Here is a 22,070-nt window from a genome sequence, read left to right as displayed (position 1 = left end):
ACGACCATGCAACCAAGCACCAGCTTCCAAATTGATCTCGCCAGCAAATGGGCGGCCTTGCGCCAAGCCAATCCGCATTTGCGCAACCGCGATGCGGCCGAAAAGCTCAAGGTGAGCGAGGCGGAGCTTGTTGCCAGCGCGTTGGGGCAGGGCACGGTCCGGTTGACAGACGATTGGAAGGCGCTCTTTTCGCAGTTCCCCAAGCTTGGCCGAGTCATGGCCCTGACGCGGAACGAGGAAGCGGTCCATGAGCGTCGGGGCGCTTATGAACAGGCGAGTTTCGACGGACATGTCGGGCTCGTGCTGGGGCCGGATATCGATCTGCGCATCTTCCTCAATCACTGGCGCTATGCCTTCGCGGTGGAAGAAGCCGGTCGCAAGGGGCTGCAACGCAGCCTGCAGATATTCGACAGCAGCGGCACGGCGGTTCACAAGATCTACGCCGAAGCGTCGACCGATCTTGCCGCATGGGCGCAGCTCGTCGGCGATCATGCCATGCCGGGCGTTGCGCCGCTTCCCGATATCAAGCCGGCAGACCGGAATGGCAGCCCCAAGCAACACGAAGTCGATAGGGCGGCCTTCCTTGATGAATGGGCGGCGATGCAGGACACGCACGAATTCTTCGGCTTCCTGCGGCGGCACAGGATCGAGCCGACCGACGCATTCCGCCTGGCTGAGGGCCGCTTCACAACCCGGCTGGAAGGCAGCGGCACACATGAGCTGCTGACCCGCGCGGCAGCGCGCGAAGTGCCGATCATGGTGTTCGTCGGCAATCCAGGCATCATCCAGATCCATACCGGACCGGTGCAGCGGATCGAGCGGGTCGGCGATTGGCTCAATGTGCTGGATGCGGAGTTCAACCTGCATCTGCGCGAGGACCGGATCGCGGAAACCTGGCTGGTCCGGAAGCCGACCGCGGACGGGACCGTGACGTCGGTCGAGCTGTTCAATCCCGCCGGCGGGCGTATCGGCAGTTTCTTTGGCAAACGCAAGCCGGGCGAACCGGAGCTCGGTGCCTGGCGAGAGCTGGCCGAAGGCCTCGCCACCGGAGCGGCATGATGCAGATCGCCCGCCGCAATCTGCTGCTGGGCGGCATGGCCGTGCTGGCGCTGCCCCCGACGCTGGCCCGCGCAGAAGCGAAGCGACGCATCGTCACGATCGGCGGGGCGATGACCGAGATCGTCTTCGCCTTGGGCCATGGGGACGAAGTCGTGGCGGTCGACACGACCAGCCTTTATCCGTTCGAGCGGACCGATCGCCTGCCCAAGGTCGGATATCTCCGTGCGCTTGCCACGGAAGGCATCCTGTCGATGCAACCCGATCTGATCCTGGCCGATCGCGACGCTGGGCCGCCGAACGTCGTCAATCAATTGAAGGGCATGGGCGTCGATTTCGAGCAGTTCCCCGATAAGCCAGGTGCGGAGACGGTTGCGGCGAAGACCGCCTTCGTCGGCCGGGCGGTGGGCGCCGTCGAGCGGGCCGGCGAAATCGCCACGGCCTATGTGGACGATCTCAAGGCGCTGCGAGGTACGGTGGAAAAGCTCAGCGACCGGCCAAGCGTTCTTTTCCTGCTCAACGCCGGGACTAACGGCCTGCGCGGCGCCGGGGTCGGCACGGGAGCCGACGACATGATCCGGCTGGCTGGCGGCATCAACGCCTTCGGCGCAGCTTCGGGTTATCAGACCGTCTCGCCGGAATCCGCCATGACCGCAAATCCGGATTTCATCCTGATGATGCAGCAGTCGGTGGATGAGCTGGGCGGCATGGCCGAGGTCGGTGCGCTGCCGGCCCTGGCCAGTCTGGATGCGACCGCGAAGGGGCGGATTGTCGGGATGAATGGCGATTATCTGCTGGGCTTTGGCCCGCGTACCGCGCATGCGGGCCGCGATCTTGCCGCAGCGCTGCACCCGCAGGCGCTGATCCCGTCCCTTCCGGCCCGGCCCTGGGTCGGGACATGAGCGATGTTACGCTAGCCAGCCGGCGCGACGCCGTGTCCGTACGGGCGGCGATCCTGCCGGCACTGTCCGTTGCGTTGGTTGGTGGAGTTGTCCTGGCGCTGCTGATCGGTCCGTCGCTTTTTGGCCCCTTGGAAGTTGCGCGGGCGCTGGCGGCGGGGCTTGGCCTGGTCGATCCGGCCGTCGTGGACACGATGACCCTGCGCGTCGTGCTCGATCTGCGGCTGCCGCGGGCGATCATGGCGGCCGGTGTCGGTGCCATGCTGGCGGCGGGCGGTGCGTTGATGCAAGGCCTGTTCCGCAATCCGCTGGCCGATCCGGGGCTGATCGGCGTCTCCAGCGGAGCCGCCTTGGCCGCTGCTGCCTTCATCGTCTTTGGGGGAGCGCTGGTCGGCCATGCCGGCAGTCTCCATTATCTTGCCATGCCGCTGGTCTCGTTCTGCGGCGGCCTGTTGGCCGTCACCATCGTTCGCCGGCTTTCGATCCGCGATGGGCGGACGGATGTCGCGACAATGCTCCTGGCGGGGACGGCCGTGAACTCGGTCGTCTTTGCGGGCATCGGTCTGCTCACCGTTATCAGCGACGACGCGCAATTGCGCTCCATCACCTTCTGGTCGCTCGGCAGCCTTGGGGGGGCGGGGTGGGGAAGTGTCGCCATCGTCGTGCCGGTAAGCCTGATCGCGGTCGCGGCCGGGCTCCTCGGCGCGCGCGTCCTTGACGGAATGATGCTGGGCGAGGTTGAAGCTTATTGCCTGGGGTTCCGTGTCGAGACGACCAAGCGGGCCCTGGTGCTACTGGTCGCGGCCGGTGTGGGTGCCGCCGTCTCCTTTACCGGTCTCATTGGCTTTGTGGGCATCATCGCGCCGCATATAGCGCGGGTCGTGCTGGGGCCGATGCACCGGCAATTACTGATCGGGTCCTCTCTGACAGGCGCCCTGCTGCTGGTTCTCGCCGACACGCTCTGTCGCGTGGTGATCGCGCCGGCGGAGTTGCCGATCGGCGTGGTGACCAGCCTGATCGGTGCGCCGGTCTTCATCGCCTTGCTGCTCGGGCGGCATCGGCGGGCCTTCCGATGCTGACCGCGGAGAACATCGTCCGGCGTGCCGGTGGCTTGAATGGGATATCGCTGGACGTCAAAGCGGCCTGTGTTACCACCGTGATCGGCGCGAACGGCGCTGGCAAATCGACCTTGCTGGATGTGCTGTCGGGCAGGAAGAGTGCCGATTCCGGCAGCGTCGTTTTCGCCGGAAGGCCGATCGACGCGTGGCGGCCGCAGGAACTTGCGCGCAAGCGAGGCTATCTGCCGCAGGCCAGCGACGTTGCTTTCGATATCAAGGTGGACGATCTCGTAGCGCTCGGCCGCGCCCCTTATGGAGAATATGTGGCAGACGGTGCCATCGAAGCCGCGTTGCGCCTGACTCAGGCCAACCATCTGCGCGGCCGCTTTTATCATCGCCTGTCGGGCGGGGAGCGGCAGCGGGTTCAGTTGGCGCGGGTGATTGCCCAGGTTTGGCGCCCTGGCCCAAGCCTGGACGAGCGGCTGCTGTTCCTGGATGAACCGACGGCAAGCCTGGATCCTGGGCACCGCCTCAGCGTCATGCGGGTGCTGCGGGAGCTGGCAGGTTCGGGAATCGGTGTGCTGCTGGCACTTCATGACCTCAATGACGCCGTGCGGTTTGCCGATCACGTATTGCTCCTGCATCGGGGAAGGTTGCTGGCCGACGGGCCTCCGGCGGATGTGCTCAAGCCGCGCCTCCTGGAAGAGGCCTATGCCGCCGAGGTCGATATGACGACGGCCAGTGACGGCGCGCCGGTCATCCTGTTTCGATAAGCTCTTTGGAGTGGCTGAGTGTCCCCTGGGCGATGTGCACGGATGTCCTGTTTCCGTCATAAGATGCCGCTGGGCGACGTTGACGGGATGCGAGGGCCGGGCGTAGATTGCCCGGCGATGGTTCCCCGACGGATGAATTCCAGGGGATTAATAGGGAACACGGTGCGGACGACCCAATCGGGGCCAAAACCGTGGCTGCCCCCGCAACTGTAAGCGGATAGCGCGATGCCGACATGCCACTGGGCAACCGGGAAGGCAGGCATGGCGCGTCAGACCCGCGAGTCAGGAGACCTGCCATCGGCGTGCCAGGATTTGGCGACCCAGCGGGGTGCTGTGGGGCCGGGCGCAATCGTTGACCGCGATGCCCCCACCCTCAATGCAGTTGGCCTCAATGCAGCTGGTGCCGAACCCGGCATGGCAACGACCAGATGCATCGGAGGGTACATGCATATTATGGAAGGTTATTTGCCGGCGAGCCATGCTGTCGGCTGGGGTCTTGCATCGGCACCGTTTGTGGCCTACGGCGCCTACCGCATCAAGCGGGTCGTTCGGGCACATCCGGAAGTGAAGATGCTGCTGGCCGCGTCGGGCGCTTATGTCTTCATCCTGTCGGCCTTGAAGCTGCCTTCCGTTACCGGCAGTTGCTCGCACCCGACCGGCACCGGGCTGGCCGCGGCTTTGTTCGGTCCATTCGTGACGACGGTGCTCAGCGCCATCGTCTTGTTGTTTCAGGCGTTGCTGCTGGCCCATGGCGGCCTCACGACCCTGGGCGCCAATATCTTTTCGATGGGCATCGTCGGGCCGTTCCTGGCTTATGGAATCTTCAAGGGCATGCGCGGCATCGGATTGGTGTCGGCCTTTGCCATCTTCATGGCGGCAACGCTGGGCGATCTCGCCACCTATGCCATGACATCGCTCCAGCTTGCCATCGCCTTTCCGGATGCCGTTGGCGGCATCGGCGGAGCGACGGCAAAATTCCTCGGCGTCTTTGCCATCACCCAGGTGCCGCTGGCCATCAGCGAGGGCTTGCTGACGGTCGTCGTTTGGAATCTGCTTTCCAAGTACAGCAGCGGCGAACTCGCCGTGCTGCAGAATGTCGAGCGGAGGATCGCCTGATGTGGAAGCGCAATCTGCTGTTGCTGGCCGCCGTCGCAGGCCTGGCCGTCGCACCTCTCGCCTATCATGGCACGGACGCCGCGTTCACCGGCTCGGACGGGCAGGCCGAGACGCTGATCAACCAGGCGCACCCGGATTACCAGCCCTGGGTCACGCCGCTGTGGGAACCGCCGAGCAGCGAAATCGAGAGCCTGCTCTTTGCCCTGCAGGCAGCGCTCGGCGCCGGATTGCTGGGATATTACTTTGGGCGCCGGCGCGGAATCGCCGAGGCCCGTGGCGACGCGGCGGATCGTGCGACTCGTCGATCGTAACGCCCAGACCAATCGCTGGCGGCAAACGGCTGCGCTGGAGAAGGTCGTCTTCTCGTTCGGCGCCATCGTGCTGGCTCTTTGCTCTGCATCCTGGATCGTGCAGATGTCCATCATCGTCATCTTGCTGACGACGATGCGCTTGGGTGCCGGCATCCCGCTGCGCGATATTGGGCTGGCTGCCAGCGTGCCGGTCGGATTCATCCTGGCCGGCACCATCGCACAGGTGATGACGGTGGAGTTCGCTTCCTTCGTGCCGCGGGTAGGGATTTCCGCCGCCGCTTTTGCGGGGGCGGGGTTTATTGCGCTGCGGAGCCTGGCGGGTGTCATGGGATTGCTGTTCCTGGCACTCACGACACCGCTCACCGACCTGCTGCGCCTGCTGCGCCGGACGGGGCTGAGTGCTGAACTCGGCGATATCGCCCTGATGATGTTCCGCTTCGTGTGGCTGACCCTCGACTGCCTGGAAGGCACACGTCGGTCACAAGCAAACAGGCTTGGGTTCGTCGACTACCGGCGCAGCCTGCGCTCCAGTGGATTGCTGCTTGCCAATCTATTGCCGCGAGTATTGTCGCGCGCGCGGCGCCTTGAAGCCGGCATGGCTGCGCGCGGCTATACGGGTGAACTGAGATTCGTCGTGCGCGAGCGGCCCGCGCATGTCGGGCGGCTGGCAGCATCGGCGGCCTTGTTTTTCGGTCTCGGCGCGGCCGGCATGGTGCTCGTCTGATGCTCGAACTCATCGATGCCGACTATGCCTATCCCGGCGGCATCACCGCCTTGTCCGCTGTCAACATCGCTATCCGGCCTGGCGAGAAAGTGGCGCTGCTCGGCGCCAACGGTGCCGGCAAGACGACCCTGCTGAACGTCCTCAACGGCACCCTGCGGCCAGCCGGCGGAGCGCTTCAGCTCGATGGCCAGCCGGTTCGCTATGACCGTGGCGGTTTGCGGCACTTGCGGCAGAGGGTGGGCATGGTCCTACAGGACCCCGACGACCAGCTTTTCGCCGCCAGCGTGTTCGAAGATGTCTCCTTCGGCCCATCCAACCTGGATCTTGGCGAAGCCATGGTCGCCCAGCGTGTCACTGCGGCGCTGGAAGCGATGCAGGTCGTGGATCTTGCCGACCGGCCGACGCATATGCTGAGCTTCGGTCAGCGCAAGCGGGTGGCGATTGCCGGAATTTTGGCGATGGAGCCGCGCTATTTGCTGCTGGATGAGCCGAGTGCCGGCCTCGATCCGGACGGTGTCGGACAGTTGATGTCGGCGCTGGGGAATGTGTCGCAGGCCGGGACGGCAATCGTCATGGCGACGCACGATATGGATGCGGCCTATGCCTGGGCCGACCGTATCCTGATCTTCGGCGAGGGTCGAATTGCCGCGGCCGGCGATCCGGAAGCGGTCTTTGTGGATCGTGACCTTCTCTCGCGGCTGCGGCTAACGCCGCCCTTGCTGTGGGAGATCGGAGAATTGCTGCGCCGGTCGAAAGTCGGTGCCGCGAGGCCGCTGCCGATATCGCGCCAACGCCACGGAATTCTAAGTGAGATAGAAGCGCTCGTCTCTCGGATCGGCGATTAGCTGCTGCTCAATTCGGAGGAACATCGACCGCTGCCTTCGATTGGTTGGTTACCGTCACTTGCCGATGGAGGTAACCGATGATGAAGAAGCTTATCCTCAGCACGGCCGCCGTGCTGGCGCTGTCGATCGGGGCGGCCTATGCACAGGAAGCGGAGTCACAAGACAAGTCGGATAGCGATACGACCACGACGACTCAACCGAATGCCGCATGCATTCAGGGATCGTCGAATTGCGTGAACCAGAACAAGACCAACAATCTGGAGGATTTGCCGACGGGATCGGGCGATGACACGACAGAAACGCCCGGGGATACAGAGACGCCCGAGGATGAGGAATCCGGCAATGCTCCAAGCGATGAGAATTTCCCTGACGGCGGAGGTGCTTCGACGAACGGCAGCACCAATTAAGATAATTGTTGCAGACCGATTGAAGGAAAGAGCGGTCGCCGCACCAGCGGCGGCCGTCTTCTTGATTTTGATCCAGATCAGTTTCGCTCCTCAATCCGACGTGCATCATTGCCCCGCCTGGGTCTGACGGCATGAGCTCGGTGGAGCGGCAGTATGATATTCGCGGATCGCAACGAAGCCGGGCAGAAGCTCGCAGAATGTCTGGCGAAATTCGCAGCCGAGCAGCCGGTCGTGTACGCCTTGCCGCGTGGCGGCCTCCCGGTCGGGTTTGCTGTGGCCAAGCGCCTCGGTTGCCCATTGGATGTCATCCTCGTGCGCAAGATCCGGGCGCCATTCCAGCCCGAACTAGCCTTGGGCGCCGTCGTCGATGGTGCGTATCCGGAGATCGTGTTGAACGATCTGGGCGGGCTTGAGCCAACTGAAGAAGCGTTGAAAGCCGCTGCCGCCGTCGAGTTGCAGGAAATCGAACGCCGCCGCCGGACATATCTGGCGGGGCGGAAGCAGATTCCGGCAACGGGTAGGACAGCGATCATCGTCGACGATGGCCTGGCGACAGGGGCTACAGCGCGCGCAGCCATCCGTGCCTTGCGTCGGCAGGATCCGAAGCGGCTGGTGCTGGCGGTCCCGGTTGCGCCGGCGGATACAAAGACGGATCTCAGCCGCGAGGTCGATGAACTCATTTGCCTGGAGACGCCGGCCGGCTTCGATGCGGTCGGTAGCTTTTATCGGGACTTCTCGCAGGTCAGCGACCAGGAGGCGGTTGCCATTCTCGCCGCCGCACGCGAGATGCAGGAAGATAAAAAGCTGTAAGCCATTCCATAAACGGGGAAATTTTCAGGAAGTAAGGCGGAACCATCGACCGGCGGGATGATTGGGCTTGGCCGCAGAAGCTTATGGAGGCCAAGGCATGGATACCGTCACGACCGGTCCGACGAAGGACGAAGTTGAACTCGCCCGCAAGCATGTAACAGCCTTGCGCGGACTGCTGCTCAACCCTGGCCATGTGCCGATGGACGGCATGTGCCTTGATGAGTTGCGTATTATGGGACTGATTGAACCCGGTCGCGGCGGATACAAGCTGACAGCCAAGGGTCATCGGAACCTGTCGGCGGAAGAAGCGGCGGTGCGGCAGCGGGACAGCCTGTGGAACGGGGACAAGGCAGCGCTGGCCGGAAATGCCGATTCCCAGTCTCCCCGTTAGGCAGCCGGCAGGCCGAGAAGGCGCCGTGCATCGGCGATCACCTCGCCTATAGAACGCCCAGCGTCGAGCCGGTGCCAGTCGATTTTTCCCAGATCGTAGCCGAGCTGGCGTTCAACCACTGCCACAGTCGCATCCGAAGCGTCGTGCCGGCGCGCGGCAATGCGCGTTCGCAGCCGATCGGCGTCCGTCGTGAGCCATATCCCTTCGAAAACGGCCCCTTGCCGGTCTGCCAGATGCTTCATGGCCGCGCGCTCCGCGGGCCGGGCCGAAACGGCATCGATGATCGCGCTTTGTCCACCCGCCAGCGTGGCTTCGGTGCGCGACAGTAAACCGCGATATACTTCTTCATTCACGTCGGGCCGATATGCTTCGGCCGGAAGGCGTTGTTCGGGTGCCACGGCGAAGAGCTGTTTGCGGACGATGTCGCTTCGCACCACCCTTGCGCCGGGTGCCTGGCCGACATCGCCGGCGATAGCTGCGGCAACGCTCGATTTGCCGCTCCCGCTCAGTCCGCCGATGGCGATGAGACGCGGTACCTGTGGCGCCAGTGCGTCGAGCGCGTGGCGCATATAGTCGCCGGCCTTAGCCAGGAGCCGAATGCGATCGGCCTCGCTTGCCGCATCGGCCGCTGCCGCGGTCACATGGGCGCGGACGGAGGCCCGGAGGGAGATGAAGAACGGCAACAACGCCACGCCATCGTCATCCTGGGTGAGGTCCAGATACCGGTTGAAGACAAGGCCGCATGCTTCGTTCATGTTCCTGAAGCGCAGATCCATCAACAGGAATGCGAGATCGTAGAGCACATCCGTGCAGGCGATCAGATCGCTGAACTCGATACAATCGAACAAGGTCGGCTCGCCATCGATAAGGCAGATGTTGCCAAGGTGCAGATCGCCATGGCACTGGCGTACGCGACCGCCCCTGCGCCGCCGCTCCAGCAGGTCGTCAAGCCGCATGGTGGTGGTCCGGGTCCGGTCCCGCAATTCATCGATCCGCGCGACGGGGACCGTGTCGGCGAGCGTTCGGCGCAGGTTCTCGTCGTTGATCGCAATGACGGCGGCAATGCCTGCCGCACCGCCTTGATCCTGCCGGATCTCAGCGCCCTCGTGAAAGGCGGCGACGCGGTCGGTCAGGGCGAGAAGAATCGGGATCGAGAGCATCCTATGATCGGCCAGATAGCTGAAGAGATGCTCCTGGGGGAAGCGGCGCATAACCACGACCCAGTCCAGCACAGTACCTTTTCCGTCAAGCGCAAACGCGCCCGAGGGTTCGCGGGTGACGGGGACAACATCGAGATAGAGGGAGGGCGCCGTTCGCCGGTTGAGGGTCAGTTCGGCGCGGCAGGCGCCTTCCCGTGTCGACACGCTGCCATAGTCAAGGTAACTGTATTTGACGGCACGCTTCAGCTTATAGGCGCGCGCGCCGGCCAGAAAGATGACCGAGGCATGGGTTGTGATCGTCTCGACCGACCCGACGGGATCGGTGGAAGAGCTCGGATAGCTGGATGGCAGCGATAGGAAGTCAATGACGACGGATTGGGCGTCCGTGCTGCTCATGCGGCAACTTTCTCCTTGGCAATGGCGCCGCGGTGGCCACGCGGCGCCACTCCGTTTCAGCCGCCTTTGATCTCGATCTTCTTCGGTTTGGGTGTCGTCGCTGCGCTCTTAGGCAGGATCACGGTCAGGACGCCATTGGCGAACTTGGCATCTATCTTGGCGTCGTCGACGGTTCCAGGCAAGCGCAGCGAGCGCTCGAAGGAACCGAAATGCCGTTCAGCCATATAGTAGCCTTTGCCTTTCTTTTCCCACTCGTCCTTCTTTTGGCCCTTGATGGTAAGGAGATCGCCGTGCTTGGTCACTTCAATCTCTTTCTCGGATATACCGGGCAATTCGGCCGTCACTCTGTAGGCGGTGTCTTCGTCGGCAATGTCGATGGCAGGGAGGATCGTGCCGGAACTCGTTGTCGTGCGTGCAAAAGGCGTCGAACTCAACCAGCGGCCGGGAAAGGTTCCACGGTCGAAATCCTCGAAAACCCGGTCGATCTGCTGGCGCAGGGACTGGAACGGGTGCAGCGGGCCCGAACTGGGCTTGGGTGCCGGCGCGGATTTTTTGACGTCGATTTGCCTGGGTGAATTTGCCATGCTCATTCTCCTGAATATTGTGGAGCTTATTCAACCAATTGCGTGTTGAGTCTGCTGAAATGGAAGCGAGGTGTCTTTGACCTGTATCAATGGGTCTATTGCGGACAGGGTTTAGCAATTCCGTGTCATTGCAGGAGGCAAGCATGAAATCGGTTGTGGCGGCTAAGTCGGCGCGTGGCAAAGATAAGAGGGTCTGGGTTATTGTTGCGGATGGCGGACAGGCTCGTATTCTTGAAAGCGATACGGCACATGCCGGTGTTTCTGTTCGCCTGGACATTAATTCGGATGCGCGCCAGACCGGCGGCAAACTGGCAGCCGGGAGACTGCCCCGGACCCAGGAGAGTTCCGGTTCGGCCCGTCACGGCATTGAGCCGCGCGTGTCCCTGAAGCAGCATGAGAAGGATCTGTTCGTGGCAAGGCTGGCCGACTACCTGAAGGGTAGCCGCAGCCGTTTCGATCAGCTCGTGATCGTGGCGCCGGTGAAAATCAACAGCGCCTTGAAGGCCGCGCTCCCGGTCGCCCTTGCCGAACGGGTCGTCATGAGCCGCAATTCGGACATGACCTGGATGTCAGTACCCGAAGTGCTGAAGCGCCTTGGGCCGCTGGGCGCACAGATCCAGAAGGCACGCGGCGGAAGCTGATCGCCTTTTACCTGCCCAAGTCGCGTCGATAGGTGTCGTCGCGGAAGTTGACCGTGCCGTCCTCGTCGACCCAGGCCGTGTCGTAGACGATATGGACTGGAATCGAATGGGTGAGGAGCACGCTTTCCGTCGCCATCATCTCGAGCTTTTCTGAGATGAGCGCATCGTTCCAGCCCGGCTCCTGTCGGAGGAGGTGCCGCACCAGCTCTTCGGCGTTGGAAAGGCGAATGCAGCCATGACTGAGAAATCTGTCCGCTTTCGCGAAGAGGGACGGCGCGTTCGTGTCATGAAGATAAATGCTCTCATCGTTGGGAAAGACGAATTTGACCTTGCCCAGGGGATTGTCCGGCCCAGCCGCTTGCCGGATCAGCCCCTCGACGACGTGCATATTGTGGGCCGCGAGATAGCCGGGCTCGCGGCGAATGCGGGGCAGCAATTCCAGCCTGGCAATGCGCGGCGGTACCGTCCAGGTGGGATGAAAGACGATCTCGTCGATAAGGCCTTCGAGGCGGGGTGTCGGCCAGTTCGGCCGCCCGACGATCACACGGCGTTCAAAGACGGTTTCGCCAGCCTCGACCAGCCGGTACATGGCCGCAGCCGTGTTGACCACGATGTAGCGCTGGCCCCATTGCCTGCGTTCGGCCTGCAGCCGTGCGAGGTTGGTCTGGAGCGTCCTGATCCTGTCCTCGATCGGAACATTGAGGGCCGCCAAGGTCTTGGGGCCAAGTATGGCGTCGTCGAGCAGACCGTGGCGCTGCTGGAACCGGCGCAAGGCGTCGGCGAGCTGCGTATCGAACCGGTCGCCGTCGCTGGGGCCGGTCAGGTCGCCGCTCGCCGCAAGGCGCACCCGAAGACTGTGCACGACCGTGCCGGTAGCACCGACTTCCAGTTTGCTGGGCGCGGTCATGTGCGGCCAGCCCCCGGCTGCCGCCGCTTGCCGGTATGCGGCAAGCGCTTCGTTCAGGGGCGATAGAGTGGCGTCGGTGAAAGATGAGGATGACGCCCCTGTGGTTGCGACCGGCGGCTGGGCCGTCTCGGCCGATATTGCAGCGGGTGTCTCTTCCTTCGGCAGATCAGGTGCCGGAGACGGGACGGAGCAAGCGGTGCTGGAGGCCAGCGCCGCCAGGGCGATGATGAAGGTGCGAAGTCTCCGCAGGCTGGCTTTCATTCCGTCATGCTCTGCCCGAACGGTAGATAGAATGGCACGCTGATATCTGTTGGCGGATTGATCTGCCTCAATCCGGCCGGCACCAGCCGCTTCAAACGGAATCGACCATCACCAGCTCCGTATCTTCCAGGGCGCTAATGCGCAGATGCGCTTCGTCCTTGATGGCGATTCCGTCGCGGGCATTGGCGCGGACGCCATTGATTTCAATGCTGCCTTTGGCCGGCACCAGGTAAGCATGGCGGCCATTGCCCAACAGGTATTCCGTCGACTGTCCGGCTTTCAGCGTGGCACCCAGAACGCGTGCGTCGGTGCGGATGGGGAGCGCCTCGATATCCGCTTCGTAACCGCTGGCCAAGGTAACGAAACGCCCGGCACGGTCGCCCTTGGGAAAGGGCTTGGCGCCCCAGCTCGGTGCGATGCCGCGGCTGGAGGGAAGTATCCAGATCTGGAAGATCTGTGTCTGCTCGTCTTCCAGATTGTATTCTGCATGGCGGATACCCGTGCCAGCGCTCATGACCTGAACGTCCCCGGCTTCGGTCCGCCCCTGATTGCCTTCGCTGTCCTGATGGCTGATGGCGCCTTCGCGGACATAGGTAATAATTTCCATGTCGGCATGGCCGTGGGGTGGAAAGCCGCTCTTTGGAGCGATCGTGTCGTCGTTCCAAACACGGAGCGCGCCCCAAGCCATACGGTCGGGATCGTAGTAGTCGGCAAAAGAAAAGTGATGCTTGGCGTCCAGCCACCCATGGTGGCCGACCCCCAGCGAGTTGAAAGGCCGCAAGTCGATCATGGTTTCAGTTCTTTTTAGGCCGCCTTCATGGTGGCTGGCTTCTTCAGTGAAAATGGCGATGCGGGATCGTTTCCGAAATAGGCAAGATCGAAACGGACTGTTTCCGAATCAGGCCCAACCATGACGCTGGGCTTTGCCCGGAAAAACGGGCAGCATGGGCTAAGAGATTGAAGCTCAGGGGGAATTCATGTTGCGTCGGCTCGGAATCCTGTTTGGGTTGCTGGGGATCATCTGTTTCGCAGCGCCTGTTTTCGCCCAATCGCGCGACCTGCCGCAGGTGAACATGCCGGCGCAGGTCCAGGAATTGCTCCGCCTGCTCGACGACCCCGCAATCCGAGATTGGGTCGCCGCCCAAAGAGACACTGCGGTACCCGACGCGGCGAAACCGGTGACGGAGGAGATGTCGCCAAGCTCCTATGTAGACACCAGATTGGCGCAAATCCGGAGACACATTGCCGGCCTGATCGCCACCGTGCCCAACCTTCCGGCCGAATTCGCCCGGGCATGCGACATTCTGATGGTGGAATTTGAAAGCCGGGGGCTCCTGCAGATTGGGTCGCTTATCCTCGGTTTCCTTGCGTTGGGGTTCCTGCTCGAATGGCTATTCCGGCGCGCGACCCTGAACTTGCAGCGCTGGATTGTCGGCGTTCCGCTCGAGACCGTCGGCGAGCGTTTGCGGGCCGCCGGAATCCGGATCTGCTTCGGTCTCGGCCTCGTCTCTGCCTTTGCTATCGGCAGTGTCGGCGCCTTTCTGGTGTTTACCTGGCCGCCGCTGCTGCGCGAGATCGTGCTGGGTTATCTCAGTGCCTTCCTGGCCCTGCGTATTGCGCTCGTGGTAGGCCGCTTCACATTGGCCCCCGGTGGCGACAGGTTCCGCCTGGTGCCGATGAATACGCGTGCCGCCTGGTTCTGGTACCGGCGTATCGCCCTTGCCATCGGCTGGTTGGCAATCGCCTGGGTGACGGTCGGCCTTCTCGGCACATTGGGCCTGTCTTTCAGTTCCCGCGTGCTGATCGCCTATGTCTTGGGATTGATGCTGCTGGCTATCGGTATCGAGGCGGTCTGGCGCCGTCCACCTGTGTCGCTGACGGCGTTGAGTTCCAGCCATCATGAGCATCGTCGCCTCGTCAACTGGCTTGTGAGCGTCTATTTTGTCTTCCTATGGCTGCTTTGGGTCGCTTCGGCAATGCCGACATTCTGGCTGGCGGTGGCATTGGTGGGATTGCCGGCGGCGATCCGCGGAACCCGCCACGCGGTTAATCATGTACTCCGTCCGGCCGGCGCCACTTCCGCGCACGGAAGTGCCCCCGGGGTTGCCGAGGTTTCGCTGGAACGTGGTCTGCGTGCGTTGCTGATTATCGCGGCAGCATTGTTGCTGGCCAAGGCGTGGCATATCGACCTGGTCGCCATGACAATGCAGGATACGCTGAGCACGAGGCTGACCCGAGGTATTCTCAGTGCCATTGTCATCGCCCTGGTGGCGGAGTTCCTTTGGCATTTCCTGCGTGCCGTTATCGACGTCAAGTTGAGCGATGCCCGGCAGGCTGCTCATGCCGACAGTGAGGATTTGCGCCGGCAGGCGCGCTTGCGCACCCTGTTGCCGATCCTGCGCAACGTGCTCTTTATCGTCATCATGGTGATCGCCCTGCTGATGATCCTCTCTTCGATGGGGGTCGAGATCGCCCCGCTGATAGCCGGTGCCGGTGTCGTCGGCGTCGCGGTCGGTTTCGGTGCGCAAACCCTGGTCAAGGACATCATCAGCGGCATGTTCTTCCTGCTCGACGATGCTTTCCGGGTGGGGGAATACATCCAGAGCGGCAGCTATAAGGGTACCGTGGAATCCTTCAGCTTGCGCTCAGTCAAATTGCGCCACCATCGCGGGCCGCTCTACACGGTGCCCTTCGGCGAACTGGGTGCGGTGCAAAATATGAGCCGCGACTGGGTGATCGACAAGCTGACCATCGGCGTTACCTATGACACCGACCTGGAGAAGGCGCGCAAACTGATCAAGGAAGTGGGTAAGGAACTGCTTGCCAATCCGGAATTCGCCCCGAATATTCTCGAGACCCTGAAGATGCAGGGAGTTGAACAGTTCGGCGACTACGCGATCCAGATTCGCATGAAGATGATGACGAAGCCCGGTGAGCAGTTCGTCATCCGCCGCAAGGCGCTGTCGATGATCCGCAAGATTTTCAATGAGAATGGCATCAACTTCGCCCAGCCCACCGTTCAGGTGGCGGGCGGCGGCGAACATGTGGCGTCGGCGGCTGCAAAGCAGGTTCTGGATTTGGCAGCGCCGCCGCAAGGCGACAACTGATCCCGGTATCCTATCGCGGCCTTGACTCAGCCGTGCCGAGAGCAATAAACATATTGTATGACAAAAAAGCGCGAGGTTTGGCGAAACCTCGGCGCCGACTAAAAAACGTCTTCGCCCATGGCCGCAAAAGACCGGGTTACTGTCGGGAGGACAAGGATTTGCTCAGCAAGCGCGAGGGCGGCCGCCCGTTTGTGCGCCGCAGCATCCATTCTCAGATTCTGAATGAGGTCGGCGAACGAATCCTGAGCGGTGTGTTCATGCCGGGCGACATTCTGCCCAGCGAAAACGCACTGTCGGACGAATTCAAGGTAAGTCGCCCGGTCATGCGCGAGGCCATCAAGGTTCTGGCGGCGAAAGGGCTGGTCGATCCGCGACCTAAGATCGGAACCCGCGTGCGCGGGCGCGAGCAATGGAACATGCTCGACCCGGACATCCTGAATTGGAGCTTTGCCTCGCGCGAAGCGGAGCAGTATGCGATTCACCTTTCCGAAATGCGCCGGGTTCTGGAGCCTGAGGCGGCGGCCCTGGCGGCCGAGCGCGCGACACCCGAGCAGATTGAGCGCATATCGCAGTCCTTCGCCGGCATGGAAAGCTGCCCGGAGGATACGCCGGAACATATCGTTCACGATCTACGCTTTCACCAGGGAATTCTGGAGGCCACCAATAACCCGTTCATAGCATCGACCGGGCACGTCATTGAATCGGCACTGCTGTTCAGTTTCAAGCTGACTAGCCAGATCGAAGGAGCACGGACGGAATCGCTGCCCCGGCACCGCGATGTTCTGCTGGCGATCAAGGCACAGGATGCGGTGTCGGCGCGGAACGGCATGGCGCTGCTGATCGACGAAGCATGGAGCGACATTAATGAATATATGGCCAAACGCGATGCCAGACGCCGAGCGCGCCAGGAAAGTGACGCCGGTTGAAGACTCTAGGGACTGGCGGCGTCATCTCGCCGGTCGAGCTTTTGCCGTGAAAAGATGACCAACGATATCTCGGGAGGAACGACAATGAGTTTGCGCTTGAAACTGCTGTCAGTGGCCGCCATCGGTCTCTGCCTCACTGCCGGTGCGGCCTTGGCCGACACGTCGACCGCCAAGATCGCTCTATCGAACAATTATGCCGGCAATTCCTGGCGCCAGGCCATGTTGAAGAGCTGGGAAAAGGTGACCGGCCAGGCGGTGAAAGAAGGCGTCGTCGCGGAAGCGTCGGCTTTCACCACGTCGGAAAACCAGGTGACCGAACAGGCGGCGCAGATCCAGAATCTGATCCTGCAGGGCTATAACGCGATCGTCATCAACGCCGCGTCGCCCGACGCGCTCAACGGTGCGGTCAAGCAGGCATGTGATGCCGGCATCATCGTCGTTTCCTTCGACGGGATCGTGACAGAACCCTGTGCCTGGCGTATCGCGGTCGATTTCAAGCAGATGGGTGCCATTCAGCTCGATTATCTCTCCGAGCGCATGCCGGATGGTGGCAATTTGTTGGAAATCCGTGGCCTGGCTGGTGTCTTTGTCGACGACGCGATCCATTCCGGTATCGAAGCCGGCGTTGCCAAGCACAGCCAGTTCAAGGTCGTGGGCTCGGTTCACGGCGATTGGGCGCAGGAAGTCGCGCAAAAGGCGGTGGCCGGCATTCTACCATCTCTGCCGGAAGTGAAGGCCGTGGTCACCCAGGGCGGTGACGGCTATGGTGCGGCGCAGGCCTTCAAGGCAGCCGGCCGTCCGACCCCGCTCATCATCATGGGCAACCGCCAGGATGAACTTGCCTGGTGGAAGGAGCAAAAGGATGCGAACGGCTATGAAACCATGTCGGTTTCTATCGCGCCGGGCGTCTCCACGCTCGCTTTCTGGGTAGCGCAGCAGATTCTCGACGGCAAGGAAGTGCCGAAGGATCTGACGGTTCCCTTCCTGCAGATCAACCAGGCCGATCTTGAGAAGAGCCTCGAGACGACGGAGAAGGGTGGCGTCGCCAATGTCGAGTACTCGCTCGATGATGCTCAGAAAGTGATTGTGGGCGAATAAGCGTGGCCGGCACTGCAAGTGCGATCGTCCAGCTGGCCGGTGTGGCCAAGAGCTATGGCGCCGTGCGTGCCTTGGCGGATGTCGATCTTGTCGTGACGGCCGGCGAGTGCCTGGGCCTCGTTGGTCACAATGGTGCCGGCAAGTCGACCCTGATGGGGGCGCTTGCCGGTACGCTTGTTCCAGATAGCGGAACCATTGCCGTCGGCGGTGTCGATCTGTCGGCGCAGTACAGCGTTGCCGTGGCGCACCGGCACGGCATTCGCTGCGTGTTTCAGGAATTGTCGCTCTGTCCCAACCTAACGGTGGCGGAGAATGCGCGGATCCTTCACCGCAAACTCAAGGGCTTTGGCTGGCGCAGGCGAGCGGCATATCTGATCGGCGCCAAACTGGACGAGATTTTTCCCGGGCATGACATTGCGCCCGGCGACATCGTCGGCGACCTGCCGATCGGCCGGCGGCAGATGGTGGAAATCGCCAGGGCCTTTACGGTGATGGACGAGCCGCTGCATCTGGTCATCCTCGACGAACCCACATCGTCGCTGGATGCGATGACGGCCGAGCAACTGCTGACCTTCGTACGCAAGCAGGTGAAGGAAGGACTCAGCGTCATTCTCATTTCGCACATGCTGGGTGAAATCCTCGGCAGCGCCAGCCGTATCGTTGTCATGAAAGATGGTGCCGTGGTGGCGGCACGCGATGCCGGCGGCTTCACGCGCGAGTCGCTGGTGGCAGCGATGGGTACGGTAGCCGAGAAGAAAGAAGCCAGGCGAGACGCGGCAGTCAGCTTTCGCCGGTCGGCGCCAGCGATGGTCGATGCCAGGCCCGCGGCGCAGATGGACGACCGCAAGCTCACGGCACATAGGGGTGAGATCGTCGGCCTTGCCGGCCTTGCCGGTCACGGCCAGACGCGCATGCTGCTGCAAATCTTTGCCAATGCAGGGAAGCGCTATACGGAGACTAAAGTGGCGGCGCCGGTCGCCCTGATCGCCGGCGATCGCCAAAGCGACGGCATTTTTCCGCTCTGGTCGATTGCCGAGAATGTAACGGTCGGCTCGCTGCGGCGATTGGTCAAGCGCATATTGATCGACAGCCAAGTAGCCACGGAGATGGCTGACGCCTGGCAGAAGCGCATGCGCATCAAGACACCAGATATGGGGCACAATATCCTCTCCCTGTCCGGCGGTAATCAGCAGAAGGCGCTTTTCGCCAGGGCGCTCGGGTCGGATGCGGAAATCGTCCTGATGGACGATCCGATGCGCGGCGTCGATGTCGGCACCAAGCTGGAAGTATACGGTCTCATTCGCGAAGAGGCGGCAGCAGGGCGGACCTTCCTCTGGTACACGACCGAAATAGATGAGCTTGGCCATTGCGATCACGTCTATGTCTTCCGCAACGGCCAAATCGTCGACGACGTTCTCCGCGCCGACCTGACCGAGGAACGAATCTTGCGTGCGTCTTTCCACGTGGCGGCATAACGATGCTGCCCCATCTGCTGAATGCGCGCCTTCTGCGCGGCGCCTTGCCGGCCCTGTCGCTGGCCACCTTGCTGGCCGCCATCTTCACGATCCAGCCCAATGCGATGAGCTATTTCGGGCTCAATCTGATGCTGCAATATGCTGTGCCGATCGCGCTGGCGACCCTCGCGCAGATGTTCGTGATCACGGTGAACGATCTCGACCTGTCGATCGGTGCATTCGTCGGGCTGGTGGCCTGTATCGGCGCCACCTATCTTCACGATATGCCCGCGCTGGGTTTGGCAATGCTGGCGGCCTGTATCGCGATCTATGCCGCCATCGGGGCGCTTATCCAGTTGCGCGACCTGCCGTCGATTGTCGTAACGCTCGGCATGTCCTTTGTCTGGCTTGGCATTGCGGTCCTGATCCTGCCGACACCCGGTGGCAAGTCGCCGGACCTGATCAAAGCCGTGATGGGTTTGAAAGTGCCAGGCATTCCGTTTCCCGTCGTCGCGACCAGCCTGATCGCACTCGTCGTGCAGCTGGGCCTGATGCATTCATCCTATGGCACGGTGCTGCGTGGCGCGGGGGGCAATCCGAAGGCGCTGGCCCGCGCCGGCTGGTCGATGTTGCGCATCAAGATGACGATGTTCGCCATGGCCGGATTCTTCGGCGTGCTGTCCGGCCTGTCGTTGGTCGGCCTGACGACATCGGGCGATGCTCATATCGCCGACCGTTACACGCTCTACTCCATCGCCGGAGCAATTCTGGGCGGCGCGGAGTTCGTCGGCGGGCGGGTCTCGCCAGTCGGTGCCGTGCTTGGCGCGCTGACGCTGACCCTTACGGGATCATTTCTTATCTTTCTGCGCATCTCGCCGGATTGGCAGATCGGAGCGCAGGGAGCGATCCTTATCCTCGTCTTGGCCCTGCGTGCCGTCATCAGCCGGGGAGAACGGCGATGAGCTCGCTTGGCAGCCTTCTCTATTTCCTGCGCAGCCGCGACTGGATCTGGTCCTTCGTCGCAACGGCGGCCGTGTGGATCGCGACGATCCTCTTCACCGGAGGGCATGGCGGGGGCCAGATGCTGACGGCGGCACTTTCCTTCGCTACTTTCACCATCATCGTCGGCACCGGGCAGATGTTCGTCATTACCACCGGCCCCGGCAATGTCGATCTTTCGATCCCGGCGACGATGGCGCTGTCCGGGGCAATCACGACGAAAATCATGGATACCCAGGACGGCATGATCCTGGCCGGGTTCCTCGTGGCGCTCGGTGTCGGCCTGGCGGTTGGGATATTCAATTACGGCCTCATCCGACTGCTGCGCATTCCGCCGATCATTGCAACCCTTTCAGCCAGTTTTCTCGTGCAATCAACAGCCATCGCCTATGGCCGTGGCCTGCGCATAAAGCCCCCACCGGCTTTAGCGGATTTCACCACGGCGGAGGTCGCCGGCGTGCCGATCCTGGCCATTTGCGGCATCGTCTTCACGGCGGGCATGGGCGTCGTTCTGGCGCGAACCTATTACGGCCGCTCGGTGCTCGCCGTCGGGCAGAATATGCGGGCTGCCTGGCTGGCCGGTATTCCGGTCGAGCGGACGCGGTTCATCACCTATCTCCTCAGCGCGGTTCTGGCTGCATTGAGCGGCCTGCTGCTTTCCGGGTTTTCCGGTGGTTCCTCGCTCAACATGGGCGAAGAATACCTGCTGGCGTCGATTGCCGTCGTCGTCATCGGAGGCACCTCTGTAGCCGGTGGCAAGGCGAACGTGCCGGGCATATGGGGTGCCGCCCTTTTCATGTATCTCTTGGTCACGATGCTGAATACATTCGGTGCCAGCGCCGGCTTGCGTCTTATCATGACCGGCCTGATCATCATCGGCGTCATCACTCTGGCCGGCGGTGGCGCGCAGAAGCGTTAGCTAATAGAACAGCCTCAGGAACAATCGATGGATATTTCGCTCTTGCCAAATAATGTCCTGCCCAGTGACGGTGCCGCCGGCACGTTGATCGGGCGCGCCTGGGTGCCGGGCCATCCATCCGGGCCTGGCGTCGTACTGGTCAGCGGTGGGGATATCAAGGACCTGTCCGGCAGCTTCCCGACCATGGCGGCGCTGCTGGCACAGCCCGATGCCCTGCAGGCGGTGCGGAATGCGGCGGCAAAGGCCCCAATCGTCTGCAGCCTCGATGTGTGCCTGGCCAATACACCGCCGGGGCGGCGTGATGCGGCCAAGCCATACCTGCTGGCGCCCACGGACCTGCAGGCGATCAAGGCGTGCGGCGTCACCTTTGCGGCCAGCATGCTGGAGCGTGTGATCGAAGAGCGCGCCAAGGGCGATCCGACCGCTGCCGAAGCAATCCGCCAGGTGATTGCCAGGGAGATCGGCGGCGACCTGCGGCGTATCAAGCCAGGGTCGGTGGAAGCCGATACACTGAAACAGGCGCTGATCGACCGGGGCATGTGGTCGCAATATCTGGAAGTCGGCATCGGTCCCTATGCCGAAGTCTTCACCAAATCGCAACCGATGTCGGCGGTGGGAACCGGTGCCGATATTGGCATTCACCCGGAATCCAGCTGGAACAATCCGGAGCCAGAGGTGGTGCTGGTCATCGATCCGACCGGGCGCATCGTCGGGGCAACGCTCGGCAACGATGTGAACCTGCGCGATTTCGAAGGCCGTTCGGCCTTGCTGCTGGGGCGTGCCAAGGACAATAACGCTTCGGCGGCCCTTGGGCCGTTCATCCGTCTGTTCGACGAGACCTTTACGGTCGACGAGTTGCGGCAGGCGGATTTGTCCGTGAAGGTCACGGGTCTCGATCAATTCGTGCTCGACGACAGATCGTCGATGCGTGAGATCAGCCGCGATGTCACCGATCTTGCCAAGCAAACTTTGAGCCGAAACCATCAATATCCGGATGGATTGGTTCTCTATGTCGGGACGATGTTCGCGCCAATCAAGGATCGCGGTGCGCCAGGCATGGGTTTCACGCACAAGATTGGCGATATCGTGACCATCACTACACCGAAACTTGGCGCCCTGGTCAACCGCGTGCGGCTGACGACGGAGGTCGAGCCCTGGACATTCGGCACGCGGGCATTGATGGAAAATCTGGCGCAACGCGGATTGCTCGGCCGATAGCGAGGAGGAA

At 62.4% G+C, this 22,070-nt stretch carries 23 protein-coding genes and 1 riboswitch; of the genes, 19 read left to right on the top strand and 4 right to left on the bottom strand.

The window, feature by feature from the left end; translation table 11 throughout:
* Positions 1–6 precede the first annotated feature (6 nt).
* The 11 genes from ACE3TY_RS05820 (at position 7) to ACE3TY_RS05770 (ending at position 8,390) form a co-directional block, all read left to right on the top strand.
* Positions 7–1,059: a hemin-degrading factor gene (locus ACE3TY_RS05820; RefSeq protein ID WP_374651756.1), complete on the top strand. Its 1,053-nt coding sequence runs from the start codon at positions 7–9 to the stop codon at positions 1,057–1,059.
* Positions 1,056–1,958 (top strand): hemin ABC transporter substrate-binding protein, encoded by a 903-nt coding sequence (locus ACE3TY_RS05815; protein ID WP_374651754.1) that lies wholly within the window; start codon positions 1,056–1,058, stop codon positions 1,956–1,958. Before ACE3TY_RS05820 ends, ACE3TY_RS05815 begins: the two co-directional genes overlap by 4 nt.
* Positions 1,955–3,034: a FecCD family ABC transporter permease gene (locus ACE3TY_RS05810; RefSeq protein WP_374651753.1), complete on the top strand. Its 1,080-nt coding sequence runs from the start codon at positions 1,955–1,957 to the stop codon at positions 3,032–3,034. Before ACE3TY_RS05815 ends, ACE3TY_RS05810 begins: the two co-directional genes overlap by 4 nt.
* Positions 3,028–3,786 (top strand): heme ABC transporter ATP-binding protein, encoded by a 759-nt coding sequence (locus ACE3TY_RS05805; protein ID WP_374651752.1) that lies wholly within the window; start codon positions 3,028–3,030, stop codon positions 3,784–3,786. The genes ACE3TY_RS05810 and ACE3TY_RS05805 overlap by 7 nt, the downstream gene beginning before the upstream one ends.
* Positions 3,787–3,887: 101 nt before the next feature.
* A riboswitch (cobalamin riboswitch) is annotated at positions 3,888–4,100 on the top strand.
* 130 nt (positions 4,101–4,230) lie between these two features.
* Positions 4,231–4,902, top strand: coding sequence for an energy-coupling factor ABC transporter permease (locus ACE3TY_RS05800; RefSeq protein WP_374651751.1), 672 nt, complete (start codon positions 4,231–4,233; stop codon positions 4,900–4,902).
* Complete coding sequence (locus ACE3TY_RS05795; protein ID WP_374651749.1) at positions 4,902–5,213, top strand: energy-coupling factor ABC transporter substrate-binding protein; 312 nt, start codon at positions 4,902–4,904, stop codon at positions 5,211–5,213. The genes ACE3TY_RS05800 and ACE3TY_RS05795 overlap by 1 nt, the downstream gene beginning before the upstream one ends.
* Complete coding sequence (locus ACE3TY_RS05790; protein WP_374651747.1) at positions 5,194–5,937, top strand: CbiQ family ECF transporter T component; 744 nt, start codon at positions 5,194–5,196, stop codon at positions 5,935–5,937. Before ACE3TY_RS05795 ends, ACE3TY_RS05790 begins: the two co-directional genes overlap by 20 nt.
* Positions 5,937–6,782 (top strand): energy-coupling factor ABC transporter ATP-binding protein, encoded by an 846-nt coding sequence (locus tag ACE3TY_RS05785; RefSeq protein WP_374651745.1) that lies wholly within the window; start codon positions 5,937–5,939, stop codon positions 6,780–6,782. The genes ACE3TY_RS05790 and ACE3TY_RS05785 overlap by 1 nt, the downstream gene beginning before the upstream one ends.
* 77 nt (positions 6,783–6,859) lie before the next feature.
* Positions 6,860–7,189 carry a hypothetical protein gene (locus tag ACE3TY_RS05780; protein ID WP_374651743.1) on the top strand — a complete coding sequence of 110 codons (330 nt, stop codon included), beginning with the start codon at positions 6,860–6,862 and terminating at the stop codon, positions 7,187–7,189.
* 153 nt (positions 7,190–7,342) lie between these two features.
* Positions 7,343–7,999, top strand: coding sequence for a phosphoribosyltransferase (locus ACE3TY_RS05775; RefSeq protein ID WP_374651741.1), 657 nt, complete (start codon positions 7,343–7,345; stop codon positions 7,997–7,999).
* A 97-nt stretch (positions 8,000–8,096) separates the two neighbouring features.
* Positions 8,097–8,390, top strand: a complete 294-nt coding sequence (locus ACE3TY_RS05770; protein ID WP_374651739.1) for a hypothetical protein — start codon at positions 8,097–8,099, stop codon at positions 8,388–8,390.
* Here ACE3TY_RS05770 and ACE3TY_RS05765 read toward each other — a convergent pair.
* Both ACE3TY_RS05765 and ACE3TY_RS05760 read right to left on the bottom strand, forming a co-directional pair.
* On the bottom strand, positions 8,387–9,946 hold the full coding sequence (locus ACE3TY_RS05765; RefSeq protein WP_374651737.1) for an AAA family ATPase: 1,560 nt from the start codon (positions 9,944–9,946) through the stop codon (positions 8,387–8,389). The two genes, ACE3TY_RS05770 and ACE3TY_RS05765, sit on opposite strands and share 4 nt — an antisense overlap.
* 56 nt (positions 9,947–10,002) lie before the next feature.
* Complete coding sequence (locus ACE3TY_RS05760) at positions 10,003–10,530, bottom strand: Hsp20/alpha crystallin family protein (protein WP_374651735.1); 528 nt, start codon at positions 10,528–10,530, stop codon at positions 10,003–10,005.
* 143 nt (positions 10,531–10,673) lie between these two features.
* On the opposite strand from ACE3TY_RS05760, the gene ACE3TY_RS05755 reads away from it, so the two are divergent.
* Positions 10,674–11,171 (top strand): host attachment protein, encoded by a 498-nt coding sequence (locus ACE3TY_RS05755; protein WP_374651733.1) that lies wholly within the window; start codon positions 10,674–10,676, stop codon positions 11,169–11,171.
* A 7-nt stretch (positions 11,172–11,178) separates the two neighbouring features.
* Here ACE3TY_RS05755 and ACE3TY_RS05750 read toward each other — a convergent pair whose 3' ends face one another.
* Complete coding sequence (locus ACE3TY_RS05750) at positions 11,179–12,339, bottom strand: murein L,D-transpeptidase (RefSeq protein ID WP_374651731.1); 1,161 nt, start codon at positions 12,337–12,339, stop codon at positions 11,179–11,181.
* Positions 12,340–12,430: 91 nt separating this feature from the next.
* Positions 12,431–13,129 (bottom strand): pirin family protein, encoded by a 699-nt coding sequence (locus ACE3TY_RS05745; protein WP_374651729.1) that lies wholly within the window; start codon positions 13,127–13,129, stop codon positions 12,431–12,433.
* A gap of 187 nt (positions 13,130–13,316) precedes the next feature.
* On the opposite strand from ACE3TY_RS05745, the gene ACE3TY_RS05740 reads away from it, so the two are divergent.
* The 7 genes from ACE3TY_RS05740 to ACE3TY_RS05710 all read left to right on the top strand — a co-directional run bounded on the left by ACE3TY_RS05740 (position 13,317) and on the right by ACE3TY_RS05710 (position 22,060).
* A complete protein-coding gene (locus ACE3TY_RS05740) occupies positions 13,317–15,446 on the top strand; it encodes a mechanosensitive ion channel family protein (RefSeq protein WP_374651727.1) in 2,130 nt (709 codons plus the stop codon).
* Positions 15,447–15,604: 158 nt separating this feature from the next.
* Positions 15,605–16,372 carry a FadR/GntR family transcriptional regulator gene (locus tag ACE3TY_RS05735; RefSeq protein WP_374651725.1) on the top strand — a complete coding sequence of 256 codons (768 nt, stop codon included), beginning with the start codon at positions 15,605–15,607 and terminating at the stop codon, positions 16,370–16,372.
* Between the two features lie 84 nt (positions 16,373–16,456).
* Entirely contained in the window at positions 16,457–17,470 is a 1,014-nt protein-coding gene (locus ACE3TY_RS05730) for an ABC transporter substrate-binding protein (protein ID WP_374651724.1), read from the top strand.
* 2 nt (positions 17,471–17,472) lie between these two features.
* Positions 17,473–18,945 (top strand): sugar ABC transporter ATP-binding protein, encoded by a 1,473-nt coding sequence (locus ACE3TY_RS05725; protein ID WP_374651722.1) that lies wholly within the window; start codon positions 17,473–17,475, stop codon positions 18,943–18,945.
* 2 nt (positions 18,946–18,947) lie between these two features.
* Complete coding sequence (locus ACE3TY_RS05720) at positions 18,948–19,886, top strand: ABC transporter permease (RefSeq protein WP_374651720.1); 939 nt, start codon at positions 18,948–18,950, stop codon at positions 19,884–19,886.
* Entirely contained in the window at positions 19,883–20,842 is a 960-nt protein-coding gene (locus ACE3TY_RS05715) for an ABC transporter permease (RefSeq protein WP_374651718.1), read from the top strand. The genes ACE3TY_RS05720 and ACE3TY_RS05715 overlap by 4 nt, the downstream gene beginning before the upstream one ends.
* Positions 20,843–20,869: 27 nt before the next feature.
* Positions 20,870–22,060, top strand: coding sequence for a fumarylacetoacetate hydrolase family protein (locus ACE3TY_RS05710; protein WP_374651716.1), 1,191 nt, complete (start codon positions 20,870–20,872; stop codon positions 22,058–22,060).
* Positions 22,061–22,070 lie beyond the last annotated feature (10 nt).

Source organism: Dongia sp., assembly GCF_041918875.1.
Lineage (GTDB): Bacteria > Pseudomonadota > Alphaproteobacteria > Dongiales > Dongiaceae > Dongia.
Note: the sequence above shows the minus strand (reverse complement) of the source record. Positions and strands in the feature narration are given on the sequence as shown.

What these genes read in the sequence shown, in the direction of transcription:
- ACE3TY_RS05730 (WP_374651724.1), top strand. Translation starts at nt 16,457, where the DNA reads ATGAGTTTGCGCTTGAAACTGCTGTCAGTGGCCGCCATCGGTCTCTGC.
- ACE3TY_RS05755 (WP_374651733.1), top strand. Translation starts at nt 10,674, where the DNA reads ATGAAATCGGTTGTGGCGGCTAAGTCGGCGCGTGGCAAAGATAAGAGG.
- ACE3TY_RS05820 (WP_374651756.1), top strand. Translation starts at nt 7, where the DNA reads ATGCAACCAAGCACCAGCTTCCAAATTGATCTCGCCAGCAAATGGGCG.
- ACE3TY_RS05720 (WP_374651720.1), top strand. Translation starts at nt 18,948, where the DNA reads ATGCTGCCCCATCTGCTGAATGCGCGCCTTCTGCGCGGCGCCTTGCCG.
- ACE3TY_RS05710 (WP_374651716.1), top strand. Translation starts at nt 20,870, where the DNA reads ATGGATATTTCGCTCTTGCCAAATAATGTCCTGCCCAGTGACGGTGCC.
- ACE3TY_RS05775 (WP_374651741.1), top strand. Translation starts at nt 7,343, where the DNA reads ATGATATTCGCGGATCGCAACGAAGCCGGGCAGAAGCTCGCAGAATGT.
- ACE3TY_RS05770 (WP_374651739.1), top strand. Translation starts at nt 8,097, where the DNA reads ATGGATACCGTCACGACCGGTCCGACGAAGGACGAAGTTGAACTCGCC.
- ACE3TY_RS05795 (WP_374651749.1), top strand. Translation starts at nt 4,902, where the DNA reads ATGTGGAAGCGCAATCTGCTGTTGCTGGCCGCCGTCGCAGGCCTGGCC.
- ACE3TY_RS05715 (WP_374651718.1), top strand. Translation starts at nt 19,883, where the DNA reads ATGAGCTCGCTTGGCAGCCTTCTCTATTTCCTGCGCAGCCGCGACTGG.
- ACE3TY_RS05805 (WP_374651752.1), top strand. Translation starts at nt 3,028, where the DNA reads ATGCTGACCGCGGAGAACATCGTCCGGCGTGCCGGTGGCTTGAATGGG.
- ACE3TY_RS05760 (WP_374651735.1), bottom strand. Translation starts at nt 10,530, where the DNA reads ATGGCAAATTCACCCAGGCAAATCGACGTCAAAAAATCCGCGCCGGCA.
- ACE3TY_RS05740 (WP_374651727.1), top strand. Translation starts at nt 13,317, where the DNA reads ATGTTGCGTCGGCTCGGAATCCTGTTTGGGTTGCTGGGGATCATCTGT.
- ACE3TY_RS05785 (WP_374651745.1), top strand. Translation starts at nt 5,937, where the DNA reads ATGCTCGAACTCATCGATGCCGACTATGCCTATCCCGGCGGCATCACC.
- ACE3TY_RS05745 (WP_374651729.1), bottom strand. Translation starts at nt 13,129, where the DNA reads ATGATCGACTTGCGGCCTTTCAACTCGCTGGGGGTCGGCCACCATGGG.
- ACE3TY_RS05765 (WP_374651737.1), bottom strand. Translation starts at nt 9,946, where the DNA reads ATGAGCAGCACGGACGCCCAATCCGTCGTCATTGACTTCCTATCGCTG.
- ACE3TY_RS05780 (WP_374651743.1), top strand. Translation starts at nt 6,860, where the DNA reads ATGATGAAGAAGCTTATCCTCAGCACGGCCGCCGTGCTGGCGCTGTCG.
- ACE3TY_RS05815 (WP_374651754.1), top strand. Translation starts at nt 1,056, where the DNA reads ATGATGCAGATCGCCCGCCGCAATCTGCTGCTGGGCGGCATGGCCGTG.
- ACE3TY_RS05800 (WP_374651751.1), top strand. Translation starts at nt 4,231, where the DNA reads ATGCATATTATGGAAGGTTATTTGCCGGCGAGCCATGCTGTCGGCTGG.
- ACE3TY_RS05750 (WP_374651731.1), bottom strand. Translation starts at nt 12,339, where the DNA reads ATGAAAGCCAGCCTGCGGAGACTTCGCACCTTCATCATCGCCCTGGCG.
- ACE3TY_RS05810 (WP_374651753.1), top strand. Translation starts at nt 1,955, where the DNA reads ATGAGCGATGTTACGCTAGCCAGCCGGCGCGACGCCGTGTCCGTACGG.